This is a genomic window from Accumulibacter sp., assembly GCF_023806635.1.
GTDB lineage: Bacteria > Pseudomonadota > Gammaproteobacteria > Burkholderiales > Rhodocyclaceae > Accumulibacter.
In genome coordinates, this window is sequence record NZ_JAMTDQ010000093.1 from 22,775 (window position 1) to 38,611 (window position 15,837).

At 67.1% G+C, this 15,837-nt stretch carries 16 protein-coding genes, 1 pseudogene and 1 riboswitch; all 17 genes and pseudogenes read right to left on the reverse strand.

Annotation, left to right across the window (positions count from 1 at the left end; translation table 11 throughout):
* Nucleotides 1-10 precede the first annotated feature (10 nt).
* A complete protein-coding gene (locus NFW30_RS16365) occupies nucleotides 11-934 on the reverse strand; it encodes a sirohydrochlorin chelatase (protein ID WP_295357906.1) in 924 nt (307 codons plus the stop codon).
* A complete protein-coding gene (cobM, locus tag NFW30_RS16370) occupies nucleotides 931-1,719 on the reverse strand; it encodes a precorrin-4 C(11)-methyltransferase (protein ID WP_295357904.1) in 789 nt (262 codons plus the stop codon). Before cobM ends, NFW30_RS16365 begins: the two co-directional genes overlap by 4 nt.
* Nucleotides 1,719-2,612 (reverse strand): ABC transporter ATP-binding protein, encoded by an 894-nt coding sequence (locus NFW30_RS16375; RefSeq protein ID WP_295357901.1) that lies wholly within the window; start codon nucleotides 2,610-2,612, stop codon nucleotides 1,719-1,721. Before NFW30_RS16375 ends, cobM begins: the two co-directional genes overlap by 1 nt.
* Nucleotides 2,612-3,352, reverse strand: coding sequence for a cobalt ECF transporter T component CbiQ (cbiQ, locus tag NFW30_RS16380; protein ID WP_295357899.1), 741 nt, complete (start codon nucleotides 3,350-3,352; stop codon nucleotides 2,612-2,614). The genes NFW30_RS16375 and cbiQ overlap by 1 nt, the downstream gene beginning before the upstream one ends.
* Nucleotides 3,342-3,683, reverse strand: coding sequence for an energy-coupling factor ABC transporter substrate-binding protein (locus tag NFW30_RS16385; RefSeq protein ID WP_295357896.1), 342 nt, complete (start codon nucleotides 3,681-3,683; stop codon nucleotides 3,342-3,344). The genes cbiQ and NFW30_RS16385 overlap by 11 nt, the downstream gene beginning before the upstream one ends.
* Nucleotides 3,680-4,357, reverse strand: a complete 678-nt coding sequence (locus tag NFW30_RS16390; protein ID WP_295357894.1) for an energy-coupling factor ABC transporter permease — start codon at nucleotides 4,355-4,357, stop codon at nucleotides 3,680-3,682. The genes NFW30_RS16385 and NFW30_RS16390 overlap by 4 nt, the downstream gene beginning before the upstream one ends.
* Nucleotides 4,358-4,471: 114 nt before the next feature.
* A riboswitch (cobalamin riboswitch) is annotated at nucleotides 4,472-4,691 on the reverse strand.
* Nucleotides 4,692-5,029: 338 nt separating this feature from the next.
* A pseudogene (locus NFW30_RS16395) lies at nucleotides 5,030-5,167 on the reverse strand (transposase); the annotation flags it as partial.
* A gap of 88 nt (nucleotides 5,168-5,255) precedes the next feature.
* Complete coding sequence (locus tag NFW30_RS16400; RefSeq protein ID WP_295357891.1) at nucleotides 5,256-6,470, reverse strand: beta-ketoacyl synthase N-terminal-like domain-containing protein; 1,215 nt, start codon at nucleotides 6,468-6,470, stop codon at nucleotides 5,256-5,258.
* 217 nt (nucleotides 6,471-6,687) lie between these two features.
* On the reverse strand, nucleotides 6,688-7,908 hold the full coding sequence (locus tag NFW30_RS16405) for a beta-ketoacyl-ACP synthase (RefSeq protein ID WP_295357974.1): 1,221 nt from the start codon (nucleotides 7,906-7,908) through the stop codon (nucleotides 6,688-6,690).
* 8 nt (nucleotides 7,909-7,916) lie between these two features.
* On the reverse strand, nucleotides 7,917-8,645 hold the full coding sequence (locus tag NFW30_RS16410) for a 3-ketoacyl-ACP reductase FabG2 (protein WP_295357889.1): 729 nt from the start codon (nucleotides 8,643-8,645) through the stop codon (nucleotides 7,917-7,919).
* Entirely contained in the window at nucleotides 8,645-9,106 is a 462-nt protein-coding gene (locus tag NFW30_RS16415; RefSeq protein ID WP_295357886.1) for a beta-hydroxyacyl-ACP dehydratase, read from the reverse strand. The genes NFW30_RS16410 and NFW30_RS16415 overlap by 1 nt, the downstream gene beginning before the upstream one ends.
* Nucleotides 9,107-9,114: 8 nt before the next feature.
* Nucleotides 9,115-10,308, reverse strand: coding sequence for a beta-ketoacyl-ACP synthase (locus NFW30_RS16420; RefSeq protein ID WP_295357883.1), 1,194 nt, complete (start codon nucleotides 10,306-10,308; stop codon nucleotides 9,115-9,117).
* On the reverse strand, nucleotides 10,305-10,715 hold the full coding sequence (locus NFW30_RS16425; RefSeq protein WP_295357880.1) for a DUF3261 domain-containing protein: 411 nt from the start codon (nucleotides 10,713-10,715) through the stop codon (nucleotides 10,305-10,307). The genes NFW30_RS16420 and NFW30_RS16425 overlap by 4 nt, the downstream gene beginning before the upstream one ends.
* A gap of 152 nt (nucleotides 10,716-10,867) precedes the next feature.
* Nucleotides 10,868-13,195 carry an MMPL family transporter gene (locus tag NFW30_RS16430; RefSeq protein ID WP_295357878.1) on the reverse strand — a complete coding sequence of 776 codons (2,328 nt, stop codon included), beginning with the start codon at nucleotides 13,193-13,195 and terminating at the stop codon, nucleotides 10,868-10,870.
* A complete protein-coding gene (locus tag NFW30_RS16435) occupies nucleotides 13,195-13,821 on the reverse strand; it encodes an outer membrane lipoprotein carrier protein LolA (RefSeq protein WP_295357875.1) in 627 nt (208 codons plus the stop codon). Before NFW30_RS16435 ends, NFW30_RS16430 begins: the two co-directional genes overlap by 1 nt.
* On the reverse strand, nucleotides 13,806-14,228 hold the full coding sequence (locus tag NFW30_RS16440) for a thioesterase family protein (protein WP_295357872.1): 423 nt from the start codon (nucleotides 14,226-14,228) through the stop codon (nucleotides 13,806-13,808). Before NFW30_RS16440 ends, NFW30_RS16435 begins: the two co-directional genes overlap by 16 nt.
* Nucleotides 14,221-15,780, reverse strand: coding sequence for an aromatic amino acid ammonia-lyase (locus NFW30_RS16445; RefSeq protein ID WP_295357971.1), 1,560 nt, complete (start codon nucleotides 15,778-15,780; stop codon nucleotides 14,221-14,223). Before NFW30_RS16445 ends, NFW30_RS16440 begins: the two co-directional genes overlap by 8 nt.
* Nucleotides 15,781-15,837 lie beyond the last annotated feature (57 nt).

The window sequence follows — 15,837 nt, forward strand, 5'->3', positions numbered from 1 at the left end:
CTCCGGGTCTTCAGGCGGGTTTGTGGGAACAGCCGTGATGATGCGCGTGCGCCGCGGGCTGTCCATGATCATGCTCGTGCTGGCCGCCGCCGGTCGCGGTGTGGCTGTGGTCGGGCAGGTGGCCGTCCTCGGCGAGCTCGCGATACTTGCAGCCATCGCATTCGAGCATGCGGCATTCCGGCATTCCCTGGTCCTCGACGCGGGCGTCGAGCAGCGCGAAGATGCCGCGGTCGAAACCGAAATGCGTGCCGAGGGCGAAGGCGATCTGCGGGTACTGCCGCTGCAGGCGTTCGACCTGCTCCCTGATGCGCTCGATCAGCACGCCGGTGAACAGGTAGACCGGGACGATGCAGATCTGCATCATCCCAAGGCGCGCCTGGCGCTGCACGGCGGTCTCGAGTCGCGGCCAGGTGATGCCGGTGAAGGCCAGGTCGACGAGCTCGTGCTCGTTGGCCTCGAAAATCCAGCGCGCCATCTTCGCCAGCTCGCCGTTGGCGCCCGCGTCCGACGAGCCGCGGCCGAGCAGGATGACGCCGGTGCTGCGTGGATCGGGCACCGCCAGCTGCTTCATCAGCCGCTCGAGCTGCGCCTGCAGGACCGTGAACAGCGGCCGCCCCATGCCGAGATGCGGCGTGACGGCGAACTCGACCGCTGGATGACGCAAGCGGGCGCGCTCGAGCGCCGCCGGCAGTTCCATCTTGACGTGGCCGGCGGCATTGAGGATGAAGGGGATGAGGAGGACGCGCCGCGTGTCGCGGGCGGCGCGGTCGAGCCCTTCGTCGAGCAGCACGTCGGCGTGTTCGATGAAGCACACCTCGATCCGCCAGTCGGGATGCTGTTCGCGCCACTGCGCGGCGAAATGCAGCGTTTCCCGGTTGCCGTCGCGGTTGCGCGAACCGTGGCCGACGAGCAGGATGCTGGTGTCCGATATCATGGCTTGGCCTCGCTGGCTTTGCGGAAGCGGTGGGAGAAGGATGGATCGTAGAGCTTCGAGCGGGCGAGCTCGGGCCAGTCGGCGGCACCCAGCGTCGGCGAGGCGATGATCATCGCCTGCGCGGCGATCCGTTCCGCCTGGCATTTTCGCTTGATGTCGGCGAGGGTGCCGCGGACGATCTTCTCCTCGCCCGGCCAGCTCGCCTTCTGCACCACCAGGATCGGCGCGTCCTCGGCCCAGCCGGCGGCGCGCAGAGCCTCCTGCACGCGGTGCAGCAGGGTGATCGAGAGGAAGATGCAGAGCGTCGTCCGGTGCGCCGCGAGTGCCGCGAGCTCTTCGCCGGCCGGCATCGGCGTGCGCCCGGCGACGCGCGTCAGGATCACGGTCTGCGTCACTTCGGGCAGCGTCAGCGTCTCGCCGGCGGCGGCCGCCGCCGCCAGCGCCGACGAGACGCCGGGGACGACCGCCCAGTCGATGCCGGCGGCGGTCAGCGGCCGCGTCATCTCGATCAGCGCGCCGTAGAGGCCGGGGTCGCCGGTCTGCAGGCGGACGACGGTGGCGTGCCGCGCCACCTGGTCGAGCAGCCAGTCGGTCATCTCCGGGAGCGTCATGTCCTTCGAATCGCGGATCGTGCAGCCGGCGGCGGCGAAGCGGGTCGCCGCCTCGTCGACCAGCGAGCCGGCGTAGAGGATGGCGCCGGCTGCCGCCAGCAGATTGCGGCCCTTGACCGTGATCAGGTCGGGGTCGCCCGGGCCGGCGCCGACGAACCACACCTTGCCGGCCATCAGGCGGCACTCCATTGCCGGACGCGTGGCGTGTCTTCCATGCCCTCTTCCCCTGCCGGCGGCGCGGCGAGCAGCGCCAGCAACTGCGGCATGCCACAGGGGACGGGGCCAGCCGGCAGCACGCCGCGCGCGACCAGCAGGCGGTGCAGGGCGACGACCGCCGGCAGCGGCTGGCCGGCGGCGTGCAGGGCAGCGGCCTGCTGCGGCAGTTCCGCCGCAGCGAACGAGGCGGTGCAGCGGCCGGCGGCCAGGAGATGGATGTCGTCGGCCCAGCGGTAGGCGAAATCGACGTCGTGCGTGGCGAGAACGATGCTGATGCCGCGCGCCGAGAGGTCATCGAGCACGCGCAGCAGATCGGCCTGCATGCCTGGGTCGAGGCCGGCCATCGGCTCGTCGAGCAGCAGCAGATCGGGCTGCATGGCGAGCACGCCGGCGATGCAGACGCGCTTCTTCTGGCCGAAGCTCAGGTGATGCACCGGTCGTTCGGCCTGCCCGCCCATGCCGACCGCCGCCAGGGCCTGTGCCACCCGTTCGCGTACGTCGGCTTCGTCGAGGCCGAGGTTGAGCGGCCCGAACGACACGTCCTCGAAGACGTTGGCCGAGAAGAGCTGGCGGTCCGGGTTCTGGAATACCAGGCCGACCCGCCGGCGCAGCGCCGCCAGCCCGCCACGGCTGTAGTCGAGCGCCCTGCCGTCGATGCGGATGCAGCCCGTCGAAGGTTGCAGCAGGCCGTTGAGGTGCAGCAGCAGCGTCGTCTTGCCGGAGCCGTTGGCGCCGAGCAGCGCATTGCGGCTGCCGCGGCGGATGGCCAGCGAACAGTCGGCGAGCCCGTGGCTGCCGTCGGCATAGACATGGCCGACGGCGTGCACCTCGAGCAGCAGTTCGCCGGCCATCAGGCGAGGCCAGCCAGCAGGACCAGCGCGCTGCCCACGCCGGCGGCGAGCAGCGTGTCGCGGCGGGCGTTGGCGAAATCCGGTGCCAGGAAGCGCAGCGACCCACCGCCATTGCGCGCCAGCGCCGCCTGGTTCAGCGCCCGCGCGCGCTGCCAGATCTGCAGCGCGAGGTTGCCGACCAGCAGGCCGAGCGAGCGGCGGCCGTGGCGCAGTGAAGCGTAGCCGAGGCGGGCGGACTGTGCGGTCAGCGTGTCGTGCACGGCCGCCGCGAGGACGAAGAGCATGCGGTAGCAGAGCACCATCAGGTCGAGCAGCACGTCCGGCACGTGCAGGCGGCGCAGCAGGCCGATCAGGTCGGGCAGGGGCGTCGTCAGCACGAGCAGCAGCAAGGCCGCCAGCGAGGCCAGCGAGCGACCGGCGACGGCGGCGATGCGTGGCGCCGCATCGGGCGCCAGTCCCCAGGCGAGTTGGCCGGTGGCATCGGTGCCGACGGCGACGAGCAGCGACAGGCTGCCGAAGCCGAGAAAGGCGACTGCCGGCGCTGCCACCCGCAGGTAGAGGCCGGTCGCGACACCGGCGCCGACGATCGTCACCAGAGCCAGCAGCAGGGCGACTGCGGCCGCTGTCGCCGGCGTCGCGGCGACGAATGCCGCCAGCAGGCCGGCCAGCGCCAGGCTGGCCTTCGCCGTCGGGCTGACGCGTCGCCAGCGGTTGCCGTAGGCCGCCTGCTCAATCAGCACGGTCGCGGCCTTCCGGCCCGGCTGCCCGCCGCATCTTCTCGCGCGTCACCGACGCCCCCAGCCAATAGCCGATGATGCCGGCGCCGATGGCGGCCTGCAGGGCGAAGAGCAGCGAGGCGATCTCGCCGCTCGCCGGTTCGAGCAGCGGCGCGAACCACGGCTGGTAACCCGGGGCGATCTCCTCGATCGCCTTCTGCGCCACGCTGTCGGCACCGGCAAAGATCTCGCCCGGCTGGCCGTCCGGGCCGGCGGCCGGCCGCGGCACGAGCCACAGGGGCGCCACCGTCAGGAGCAGCACGGCGGCGATCAAGAACCAGTTCGTGCGCTTCATGCCCGCACCTCGCGACCGGCAAACAGCGGCATGCCCTTCAGCTCGTCGCCGTTGAAGCGCAGCAGCGCCCTGACCACCAGCACGCTCAGCAGGCCCTCGCTGATCGCCAGCGGAATCTGCGTGATGGCGAAGATGCCGGCGAACTTGGCGAACGAGGCGGCGAAGCCGCCGACCGGATCGGGAAAGGCCCAGGCGAGCTGCAGCGAGGTCGTGACGTAGGTCGCGAGGTCGGCAAAGCAGGTGGCGACGAAGACGCAGGCGGCGAGCGGCAGGTGCAGCCGGCGACCGGCGCGGAACAGCCCGGCGGCGACGAAGGAACCGACGATCGCCATCGAGAAGAGGTTGGCGCCGAGCGTCGTCAGTCCGCCGTGCGCCAGCAGCAGCGCCTGGAAGACGAGGACGACGAGGCCGACCGGCACCATCGCCGTCGGCCCGAAGAGCAGCGCGCCGAGGCCGACGCCGGTCGGGTGCGAGCAACTGCCGGTCACCGAGGGCAACTTGAGCGCCGAGAGGACGAAGGAGAAGGCAGCGGCGACGCCGAGCAGCATCCGCTGTTCCGGTTGCTCGTGCAGTCGCCGGCGCAGCGAGCGCACGCCGAGGACGACGAACGGCGCCGACGCCAGTGTCCAGCCGACGGCGTGCTCGAGCGGCAGAAATCCTTCCATGATGTGCATCGTGCTCCTCCCTGCGACGGCTGGCCGAAGCGCGGCAACGGGTTCCGATCGGTGGGAGGTGGCCTGGACTCGCACTGCGCGCGACCAGCGACGCCTTCCCGCCACCCCGGGGAATGTTGCCATCCGGTTTCGGGCCGGTCTTCTGGCTCGCCGTCGACCTTCCCCGCGCCTTCCCGTGCCTGGGCACAGTGGCGGATTGCGGAGTCGTCAGGCTTACAGCAGCGGGGGCTGCGCCGGAATGGACTGGCGTCGTTGGCGACGCCGCCGTGCACCGGCTTCCCGTTTCACCCGCCCCGTGACCACGAGGCAAGGCACCCGAAACGGCTCTGATTATACGTCGAAACGGCCGCCTGCAAGGCGGCTGCGGGGATCAGCCAGGAGTTCTCGCTGCAAACTCCGGCAGGCGGTGAAGGGCCGGCGCGATCTCGATCCCGGTAGAGACGCTTGGCGCGACCGCCTGCCATTCGCTCCCGCGACTTGGCCACCGCCGGGCTGTCCGTCGCCTTCGCCTGATGAGCAGTCGTTGCGGGGTTCCTGGCCCTGAGCACCGGCGCATCGACGGCCGTCTCGTCGACCACGGCGTGCATCTGCCCGTCTCCCGAATGGCCGTCATCGAGCAGGCACTTATCCGGATCTTGACCACAGCCCGTTGAGCTGCTCCGCCATCGGCCGCTTCCAGTCCGTGATTTGATTCGGGTGCATGTCGTGCTGCTGCGACAGCTCGGCCAGCGTCTTGTCGCTCTTCAACGCCGCCAGCGCCACCTGCGCCTTGAATGCCGGCGTGTGGTTCCGCCTCGTCCTTCTCGTCATGCTCTTGCTCTTCTTGGGGCCGCTACCGCAGCCGTTCGATGGGGCAAAGCTTCCACTTATCCTGCTGTCCGAAATCCCGAGGCCTCCTCTATACCTTGCGGAAGATCAGCACCGCGTTGCTGCCACCGAAACCGATGCTGGACGAAAGGGCGGTGTCGATCGGCTGTACGGTAGTCCGACGGGCGATGGGCAAGGCATCGTATCCATCGTCGGGGGCCTTCAGGTTGGCTGAGGCAGCGACGAAACCATCTCGCATCATCAGCAGGCAGAAGATTGCTTCCTGAGCGCTGATGGCACCGATCGAGTGGCCGGTCAGACCCTTGGTCGCCGAAAGCACCGGAATGCTCTCGCCGAATACGGCACGGATCGCATCAAGCTCAGCCGCATCACCGCTCGGTGTCGAGGTGGCGTGCGGATTGATATAGTCAACGGAAAGTCCGCCGGCTTCAGCGAGTGCCGCACGCATGGCGCGTGCAACACCGTCGGCGTTCGGTTGCACCATGTCGGCGCTGTCGCTGGCTGCGCCGTAACCAGCGATCTCGCCGTAAACTCGAGCGCCTCGCCGACGGGCGAACTGCTCCGCTTCAAGCAACAGCACCGCTGCGCCGCCCGCGATGACGAAACCGTCACGGTCACGGTCGAACGGGCGCGAGGCCGTTCCTGGGTCATCGTTGCGTCGCGTCGAAAGCGCGCCCATCGCGTCAAAAAGCACGGCCGAGGTCCAACACACTTCCTCGGCACCGCCGACGAAGGCTCGGTCGACGATGCCATGACGGACCATCTGGTATCCGTTGCCGATGCAGTGTGCCGACGAGGCGCAGGCGGCGGTGACCGAGTAGCTCGGCCCGCCGACCCCGAAAGCCTGCACCAGAGTTCCCGAGGTCGTGCTGCCCATCACCTGCGGCACGTAATACGGCGGCAGCTTCTCCAAACCGCGCTGACGGAAGATGGCCAGCGCCTCGTCATGGCGGTAGGGCGAGCCGACGCCGGAACCGACGATCAACGCCGTGCGCGGGTCACGAATCTCGTCGGGGCGGATTCCTGCGTCGTCGATGGCCTTGCGCATGGCATGCCAGGCATATACCCCGGCGTCGGCCATATAGCGTCTCAGCTTGCGTGGGATGGCCGCTTCGCCAACTAGATCGGGGATGCCCGCGACTTGGCTGGCCAGACCCAGCGCGGCATACTCTGGCATGTGCCGGATGCCGCTACACGAGTGGCGCAACGCATGGGCAACGGTGTCGAGTTCGTTGCCGATGCAAGAGACGATGCCAAGGCCGGTGACGACGACGCGACGCTTCATTTCGTCATCGCCCTCGGCTGAGCCCAGGAGCAGTCTCCGGGACGCCGGGAGCAACCAAAAGCCCTGCCGCCGGATTCGTCAGTGCCCGAGGCGCGCGTGCGGGCGTGGGTGTTTCCGTCAGAACGAGCAGCATGGCCCGTGCGGTCCCTACACGGGCCTGCAGTCGCATCGGCACCAGCTTGACGCGAACACCGTACGTGTGTACATGATGCGGCTTTCAAGGCATCGAGAAGATCAGAGAGGTGTTGATGCCCCCGAAGGCGAAATTGTTGCTCATCACGTATTGCGTCTCGAGCGTCAATCCGCTGCCGACGACGTGCCGCAGTGGCGCGCAGGCCGGATCGGGGGTGTCGAGGTTCAGCGTGGGGGCGAACCAGCGCCGGTTCATCATCTCGATTGCCCACCATGCTTCGATGGCGCCGCAGGCACCGAGCGTGTGTCCAAGGTAGCTCTTCATCGAACTGATTGGTACTGCGTTGCCGAGCACTTCGTTCGTCGCACGACTCTCGGCGACGTCACCCCGGTCGGTGGCCGTGCCGTGGGCGCTGACGTAGCCGATGGTTGCGGCGGGCAGGCCAGCATCGGCGAGCGCCAGACGCATCGCCGTCGCCATGGTCTCAGCTTCGGGCTGCGTGACGTGTGAGCCATCCGTATTGGTGCCGAACCCGATGACCTCGATGAGAATCTTCGCACCGCGGGCGCGGGCATGCTCGTATTCCTCGAGCACCAGCGTCGCCGCGCCCTCGCCAACCACCAGGCCGTCGCGATCCCTGTCGAAGGGGCGCGGTGTGAGAGAAGGTGCGTGGTTCTTCGTGCTGGTGGCAAACAGCAGGTCGAAGACCGCGGCGGAGGCGGCCGACAGCTCCTCGGCTCCGCCAGCGAGCATGACCGTTTGCTTGCCAAAGCGGATGGCCTCATAGGCGTAACCGATCGACTGGCTGCCCGAGGTGCACGCGCTCGAGGTCGGAATGACTCGCCCTTGCAGACCGAAGTGCAGCGCGGCGTTGACCGCCGTCGTGTGCGGCATCATCTGGATGTACGAGGTGGCGTTGAGATCGGCCATGCTGTGCTGGTCAAGCATCTTGCCAAAGCCCCGAACCGGGTCGATGCTGCCGAACGACGAACCGTAGGCGATACCCATGTCGCCGCTGGAAACGACACGGTCACCCAGCAAACCCGCGTGCACCAGCGCCATCTCTGTCGCACGCACGGCCAACAGCGAGACACGCCCCATCGAACGGATCGCCTTGCGTGGATAGTGCGCCGGCGGCACGAACTCGACAGGCGCTCCGAGGTGCGTGTTCAGCCCTTCGATTTCAGCCCATTCGGGAATGTGGCGCACAGCGCTGCGGCCAGTACGCAGATTGGCTTCGATGGTTTCCCAGTTGTCGCCGAGCCCGGTGATACCCGCCATACCGGTGACGACGACACGTCTCAGCCCACCGTTCACGCCAAGCCTCCGTTCACTCCGATCACCTGCCGCGTGATGTAGGCTGCGCCTTCCGACATCAGGAAGTCCACCGTCGCGGCGATTTCCTCGGGTTTGCCGACGCGCCCAAGCGGAATCAGCTTCAACAGTCCATCCATCGGCAGGCCGGCCAGCATCTCGCTATCGACCAAACCCGGCGCGACGCAATTGACCGTGATGCGCCGGCTGGCCAGTTCGAGCGCCAAGGCCTTCGAGGCGGCAATCAGCCCGCCCTTCGCGGCACTGTAGTTGACCTGACCACGGTTGCCGATGACTCCCGAAACCGAGGCCAGCGTGACGATGCGCCCGCCCCGCTTCGCGCGCACCATCGGCATCACAAGCGGATGAACGACATTGTAGAAGCCGTTCAGGCCGGTATCGATGACCACGTCCCAGTCCTCGTCGCTGAGCGCGGGAAACGCGTTGTCGCGAGTCACACCGGCATTGACAACGATCCCCCAGCAGCTTCCGTTCGTGGCGAGATCGGCTTCGAGTGCAGCGCGCGTCGCAGCACGGTTGCACACGTCGAACTGAAGCACGCTGGCTTTGCCGCCCGCCATGCGGATCGACTCGGCGACCGCTTCGGCCTCGTCGCGCCGGCTGCGGCAATGCACGCCGACGGTGAAACCGGAGGCCGCGAGTCGCTGTGCTATCGCCTTGCCGATGCCCCGGCTGGAACCGGTGACCAGAACGCGTCGAATCTCCATTACTGTGCTTCCCCATGTCCTTGTCCGGCGAGGAATTGTGCGAAGTCCTCGGGTTCGTAGACGGTGATCGCCGCCATGGCGAGCACCGTGCCACGGTCATCGGCCAGCGTGCAGTCATAGGCGCCGAGACCGGTAGCGTCGCGGTGGGTGGAGCGAGCTGTGATCTGCAGCGGCTGTCCGACGGGAAAGCGGTCGGCCCCGGCCCGGTAGGCGCGCGTACCAAGCAGCACGCCCGGCCTTGGCCGCCTGCCGGCACGACGCGCGATCAGCGCGACGTGCACAGCGATCGTCTGCGCCATCAGTTCGATGCCGATCCATGCTGGCATCGTCCCATCGCTTTCGGCGTACCAAGCCTTTGCATCGGGCATGGCCTCGCAGGTCGCAGACTCGGCGTCGGCCTCCAGCATGCCCGTCAGCAACAGCATGCTGCCGCGGTGCGGCAACAGATCCTCGATAGGCACGAGGGCGCTCACCCGGAGACCCCGAGAATCAGGCTCAGATTGTTGCCGCCAAAGGCGAACGAGTTGCTCATGGCGACGCGGCGCCCCGCCGCGAAGCAACGACCGGGGGCGACCGTATCGAGGCGCGGCAGATCGGGGTCAGAATGGCCATCCCAGACATGCGGTGGCAGGCGGCCAGCGGGGTCGGTCAGCGCCAACCAGCAGATGGCGGCCTCAAGCGCGCCGGCGGCACCGAGGGTGTGGCCGGTCATCGGCTTGGTACCGCTCACGGGCACGCCATCGGGAAAGACGCGAGCGACTGCCAGACTTTCCATCGCATCGTTCTTCGGTGTTGCTGTGGCATGTAGGTTCAGGTAGCCGATGTCTGTCGGCGCAAGGCCGGCGTCGGCCAGCGCTGCGCGCATCGCCGCCTCGGCACCCCGGCCTTCCGGTTCAGGCGCCGAGATGTGGTGGGCATCACTCGACTCACCGATACCCAGAAGTGTGACCGGGCCGGTACCCGCAGTCATCAGAAACAGTGCCGCGCCTTCGCCGATGTTGATGCCGCGCCGGTTCCGTGACAGCGGCTGGCAGATTTCAGTAGTGGTCGATTCGAGCGCCGTGAAACCGCCGACCGTCAGCCGGCAAAGGCTGTCGACGCCACCGGTAACGACGGCGTCACAGAACCCGGCTTCAATCAGCAGACGCGCCGACGCGAGCGCCTTGCCGCCCGAGGTGCAGGCCGTCGACACGGTGTAGGCCGGACCGTCAATACCCAGATGTCGGGCAAGAAAGACGGCGGGGTCACCGATCTCCATCTGCTCGTAGGCAAAGCTGTCGGGCAAACAGCCGTCGCGGGTGTGGGTGGCGAAGGCCGCTTCGCCCTCGGCTACGCCCGAGGTGCTGGTACCGAGTACGACACCGATTCGATCGACAGCGAAGTACTCGAAGACGGCGCGGAAATCGTCTTCGATCTGGGCGAATGCTGCGAGGAGCAACTGGTTGTTGCGGCTGGCGTGGCGACGATGCCAGTCGTCATCCGGCAGGGGCCGCAAGGCGCCGCCAAACTTGCCGACGCGCGCGGTCGCGGCACCGCCAAGCCAACCCGATTCCACGATCATGCCCGACGTGTCGCCGGCAAACAGGCGCGCGCACGCGGCCTCCGCACCAGCACCAAGTGCGCTGACCAGACCGGGGCGCGACAGGGCAAACCGACTGCTCATTGCAAGTCCTCCAGAAGGCGACTGTCGATGGTCAGATTCAGGGCAGGCGCTTCGAAGCACAGCCGTTGATACGGCCATTCGTTCCCCTCCCAGGAAACGATCAGTATATCGCCGTTGTTGCCGCGGATGACCCGGCGACCCGGTTGTTCCAGCAGTACGAGGCCGTTCGACAGCCCATCCCGGATACGCTCCGCCGGCCAGGTGGCGATCTGCAGCAGCGCTGGTATCAGTGCCGGATCGAGACGGCCTTCGAAGATCGTCGGCGGCTCCAGATGCAGGACGGAATCTTCCCAGGAAACCTGGAACAGCGTCTGTCCAAGCGGGCTGAGCCCGGCGAAGCGTACGCCGGACTCGCCCGATGAAATGCGCGAAATGATCCGCAGCTTCTTGTCCTTCAGTGTCACCATGCTTGCCTGTTCGGTCACGTATTCTGGCCAGGAGCCAGCGAGCAGGCAGTAGCGGCCGTTGCCCGGAAGACGTGTGCAGGATTCGCTCGCAGGGGCGCACGCGATGGCCAGCAGCGCGGCGCAGAGTGTGCAAGATGCGGCTGGGCTCGGGATCACCGACGCGCTCTGCCCAACGTCAGCGCCATTGGCGCGAACAACACCGCGATACTGATTCCGACCAACAGCAACAGGCCAAACTGATGAAGTGCCGGCATGCTGGACAGCCCCAGCAGGCCGAATGCCAGCAACGTCGTTGTCGCCGATACCAGCACGCCAGCAAAGGAGGCTGGGGCGCATACGCCGGCCTCGACGATGAAGATCGCGTAGTTTACGCCGGAACCAAGAACCAGCATCAGCGCCATCAAAGAAAAGAGGGTCAACGATACCCCGGCGGCACCGTAGAGGCCGAGACCTATGCCGATTGCTGCCAACGTCGGCAGCAGGATCGCCGCGCCCTGGCACAGACCATAGCGCCAGGCCAGCACCGTGAAGACGATCAGTCCGGCGAACGGCAACCAGAGTGTGGCGAGACGGCGATACTCGGCAAGGAGTGCGGAAACGCTGGCTGCCTTGTCGATCGCGCTGACACCCGGCAGATCCGCGGCGAGAGACCCCAGATCGAGGTTGGCATCGTCACCGCTCAGGATGACGATCAATGCCGTTCCGCTCGTGGTGGGGACAACCTGGGACCTGAACGGTTGCGCCAGCGGCGTTTCGAGCCATTCCCGCAGTGTCAGCGCGGCGTCGCTACCCAGCATATCGCGCCACGCCTCTGCAGCCTTGTTCTGCAGGCCCGCCTCGTCGAACAACGGTGCGACCTTGTCAGCAGGCAAGGCGCGTTGCAGCAGTGCCCGCCCGGCAGCCTGCGTGGCAGCCGAGGGGACGAAGCCGGATATCGCCGTGTACCCGGCGAGCCCCTGTCCGACACGTGTGCGCAGGCGAGCCGTCAACGCTTCCTCGCGGCGCAATGCCTCCTCGTCGTCGGCGCCCTCGACGAGGAAGAACCTGCTGCCGCCGGGAGTGCCGACGAGAACGCGAATCCCCTCTTCCTGCTCGACCAAACTCGCGGGCCGGACGACGAGCTGGCGCACGTCATCGTCCGTGGTGAGATGCAACCAGCCGGGTATGGAGGCGGACACCAGCGCGACGACGAGCGCGATGACACCGCCGGGCGTGGCGTGGTCCTGCCAGGCGCGCAGCAGGCGCTGCGGCAGGCGAACGTCGCTGCCGTCATGCGTCCCCGGCGCCCGTGCCAACAGTGGCAGCAGAAGAACGACCGAAAGCCAGGCGGCTGCCAAGCCGGCAAACGCGAACAGACCGATCTGGCTGATCGCCGGGAAGGGCGTCAGCGTCAGCGCACCGTAGCCGATGAGGCTGGTGGCGAGGGCCACGGCAAGCCCCGGCAGCAGGCGGGTGAGGCCCCGCTCCGCCTGCCAGCTGGTGCCGGCGTCGAGGCGGGCGGCAAAGAACTGGATGGCGTAGTCGACCGCTTCGCCGATCAGGCTGGCGCCGAAGACGAGGGTGATCAGATGAATCCGATCGTGGGTGGCAAGTACGGCGGCGGTGGCGCAGACGATACCGCAGGCGACGGTAACCAGGCTGAGAGCCAGTGGCTGTAGCGAGCGGAAGAGAAGCCACATCATGACGAGGGCGCCGACGAGCGAACCACCACCGATCATGTCAACCTCGCGCTGGGCACTCCTGCGCGCGGCATCGCCGTAGAAAACCGCGCCAGTACGCAGCAGAGATGCCGTTGCGGTTTCGGCGCGAAGCGCCGCCTCTGCGTTGGCGACGGCGGCAATCACCGAAGCCTGTGTAGTGGCAGCGAAAGCGCTGCCAATGGGTTCGGCCATGACGAACACCCAGGTCGCCTGCGCATCGCGCACGGTGAGCATCCCGTCACTGGGCATCAGTTGTGTTCTCACGAACGGCAGCTGCGTCAGCCAGCGCTGCAGGAGACCGAAGGGATCGTACATCGGATCGGTGGCAATGCCCGTCTGGAACGGCTGATGCAGACGACGCTGCAGCGTGGTCTCGGCGGCAAACGAGGAAGCGGAAAGCGCATCGCGGTCACCCGGAGCGAGGAGCCCGGCACGGTGCGGCAGGTAGGTATTGCTCAGAGCAAGCTGGTCAACCGGGGGTGCGGCGGTGGTCACCCGCTTGAATGCGCCAGAGGCTTCCAGTCGGGCGGCAAAGCCGCGTGCCGCACGACGCGCCTGATCGGGGTCGGCGTGGCCGACGAAGAAAAGCGCGCGGTTGCCAAGCTGTTCACTCAAGGCCCTGACTGCTGCTTCGGCGGTGTCGCTCTTCTCGGTCGGTGGCAACAGGGCGAGCAGGTCGGTTTCGAGTGGTGTCGCATCTGCGAAACGCTGTCCGACGTAGATGGCAGCGACCAGCACGAGCGTCAGCCAGGCGAGCGCCACCAGTTGCCGCGAACCCATCAGTGCAGCCCGAAACGCACGCGCTCGGCTGGCAGCAGCTCGCGATCCTCTCGGAAGTTGCGGAAAACCAGAGTCGCGCTGTCGCCGTTGGTTTCCTCGATGCGGATGTGCTCGACGTGACGACCGCCGTTCATGCGGATCTCGCGTATCGCCTGCGCGATCGGGCCAGGTCTTGGGGTAAGCGTCAGGCGCCAGGCGTCGAGCGTTCCCTCCGGCGTGACGGCGAACAGATCCGCAAGGATGTCGATCCGCGCGCCGAGCAGCGCTCGGAACAGTGTGCCAACCTGCGCCAGACCGGGAATGTCGCGCGCCGTTCGGACTTGTGCCACTTCGTCCTCGCCGATCTCGACTACGCGATCATCGGCAAGCACGTAGGCCACCTTGAGCGGGGCGTCGATCTGCCAGATGACCCCGCGGTCGCGCGCCACCGTCAGCTGGCCGCGCGTCTGTAGCGGCTTCCGGAACGCCGCCATCCGCTTTTCCTGGATGAACTCGGCGCGCAGCACCGGTGCCTGTTCGAGCCGTTGTGCCATGCGTGCCGCCAGTTCGGCGGTTGTCGGCCCGGCCAGCGCAGCGAATGGCAGCGTCAGTACCATGACAACACAGGCCGTCATCTGGCGGTGCATGTCGTCTCCACGCAGGCAATCAGGCAGTCGGGCGAGGCGAACTGCAGTTCGCCGCTGTTGCTGTCCACGGCGACCTGTACCGTGTATCCCCTGGTCAGCCGCACGCCGCTTGCCGCATCGCGAATCTCGTAGTCGAAGCGCAGGCGGTTCTCGTATTCGCGCAAAACGGTGCGGATCGACAGGCGTTGGTTGTAGCGGGCCGGGCGCACGTACTTCAGGTAGCACTCGACCACCGGCCAGACGTAACCGGACTCGCGCATCTGCGGGTGGTCATAGCCGATCTTCCGCAGCAGGGCGCAGCGCGCCAGTTCGAAATACTTGACGTAGTGGCCGTGCCAGGCGACTTCCATAATGTCAATATCGTGAAACGGCACATCGATCGTCACCTCGGCGGCGAGTTCAGGCATAAAGGCTCCAGTACTGGCTGCGGATCAGTTCGACAGTGCAGAGCAAATCGCCGTCCAGCGGGCGATCCTCGTCGAGGAATTCGCTATGAACACGCACAGCCTCGACGAAAGCCGCGCAGGCTGCCGTCAGCACCGGCGTCTCGCCGCGAAAGCGCAGTTCCACCGCCTGTACCGTAGCCAGCACCAGCGCGGCAAAGACCTGCTCGGTCAACTCGAGGATGCGCAGGCAGTCGCGAGCAGCGATGGTGCCCAGGCTGACCTTGTCCTGATTGTGGCACTCGGTCGAGCGTGAGAAGACCGAAGCCGGCATGGTCAGCTTCAGCGCCTCTGCCGTCCACGCCGAAGTGCCGATCTGCACCGCCTTGAAACCGTGGTTGATCGCCGCTCGCGGGCCAACCGTGCCGGAGAGGTTCTGTGGCAGGCCGTGGTTGTAACGGTTGTCGACCAGCAGCGCGAGCTGGCGGTCCATCAGGTCGGCGAGGTTTGCGACAGCGGTCTTGAGAGCGTCCATCGCGAAGGCGACGTGACCGCCATAGAAATGGCCTCCGTGCAGCACCCAACCGGCCTCACCATCGATGATCGGGTTGTCGTTGGCGCTGTTCAGCTCGTTCTCGACGTCTCGACGTATCCACGACAGCGCGTCTCGGGCCACGCCGATGACATGCGGCGCGCAGCGGATCGAATAGCGGTCCTGCAGGCGCACGCCTTCGGCATTACTGGTAGCCGAGGTGCCGCCGAGGTCTTCCCAAATCCAGCGCGCAGCCTCCATCTGGCCGGCGTGCGGCTTGACGGCAAAAAGCCGTGGATCGAAGTGCTCGGCGTTGCCGCGGATCGCCTGCGAAGCGAGTGCCGTGATGCGGCAGCAGAGTCGAGTCAGGTACTCGGCGCGGGCGACCGCGAGGCAGGCCAGGCCCGTCATCACGGAGGTGCCGTTCATGATCGCCAGCCCCTCCTTCGGCGCCAGCTTCAACGGGGCGATACCGAGATCTTCCCAAGCCTCGGTCGCCGTCGTGAGTTTCCCGCGGTACAGTGCCGCGCGTTCGCCGATCAGTGTGGCTGCCAAGTAGGAAAGTGGTGTCAGGTCTCCACTGGCACCAACCGAGCCTTCGGCCGGAATACACGGCAGCAGGTCGTGATTGAGCAGGTCGACCAGCCGTTGCAGCAGGACGTGGCGAACGCCCGAGGCGCCCCGCGCGAGCGAGACGAGGCGGGCGACGAGCACGGCACGCACGGCCTCCGGCGGCAGATGCTCGCCAAGGCCGCAGCCGTGATAGCGCGTCAGATGGAGCGGCAGTTCGGCGACGAGATCCGCCGGAACGACGACGGTGCAGGATTCGCCATATCCGGTGGTGACTCCGTAAACGGTGCCACCGTCGGCGAGCAGACGTTCCAGAAATTCTGCGCCGGCATTGATGCGACGCGTGAAGCGGGCATCGTCGGAGAGCGCGACGGTGGAACGGCAGGCCGCGATATCAACCACGTCGAGTACGGAAAGGGCGTCGTCACCGACGATACGGCACGACTGTGCCGACGCATTCAGGCCTGTCTTCATGTGCAGGGTGGAGCGATCAATCAAGAGACTCCTGGCATCGACGCCCCACTCTGCAGT

Bases quoted from the DNA above. Each gene is read 5' to 3' on its own strand.
- NFW30_RS16410 (WP_295357889.1), bottom strand. From the start codon at position 8,645: ATGGAGATTCGACGCGTTCTGGTCACCGGTTCCAGCCGGGGCATCGGC.
- NFW30_RS16400 (WP_295357891.1), bottom strand. From the start codon at position 6,470: ATGAAGCGTCGCGTCGTCGTCACCGGCCTTGGCATCGTCTCTTGCATC.
- NFW30_RS16425 (WP_295357880.1), bottom strand. From the start codon at position 10,715: ATGGTGACACTGAAGGACAAGAAGCTGCGGATCATTTCGCGCATTTCA.
- NFW30_RS16445 (WP_295357971.1), bottom strand. From the start codon at position 15,780: ATGAAGACAGGCCTGAATGCGTCGGCACAGTCGTGCCGTATCGTCGGT.
- NFW30_RS16435 (WP_295357875.1), bottom strand. From the start codon at position 13,821: ATGCACCGCCAGATGACGGCCTGTGTTGTCATGGTACTGACGCTGCCA.
- NFW30_RS16385 (WP_295357896.1), bottom strand. From the start codon at position 3,683: ATGAAGCGCACGAACTGGTTCTTGATCGCCGCCGTGCTGCTCCTGACG.
- cobM (WP_295357904.1), bottom strand. From the start codon at position 1,719: ATGGCCGGCAAGGTGTGGTTCGTCGGCGCCGGCCCGGGCGACCCCGAC.
- NFW30_RS16440 (WP_295357872.1), bottom strand. From the start codon at position 14,228: ATGCCTGAACTCGCCGCCGAGGTGACGATCGATGTGCCGTTTCACGAT.
- NFW30_RS16375 (WP_295357901.1), bottom strand. From the start codon at position 2,612: ATGGCCGGCGAACTGCTGCTCGAGGTGCACGCCGTCGGCCATGTCTAT.
- NFW30_RS16390 (WP_295357894.1), bottom strand. From the start codon at position 4,357: ATGCACATCATGGAAGGATTTCTGCCGCTCGAGCACGCCGTCGGCTGG.
- NFW30_RS16365 (WP_295357906.1), bottom strand. From the start codon at position 934: ATGATATCGGACACCAGCATCCTGCTCGTCGGCCACGGTTCGCGCAAC.
- NFW30_RS16430 (WP_295357878.1), bottom strand. From the start codon at position 13,195: ATGGGTTCGCGGCAACTGGTGGCGCTCGCCTGGCTGACGCTCGTGCTG.
- NFW30_RS16420 (WP_295357883.1), bottom strand. From the start codon at position 10,308: ATGAGCAGTCGGTTTGCCCTGTCGCGCCCCGGTCTGGTCAGCGCACTT.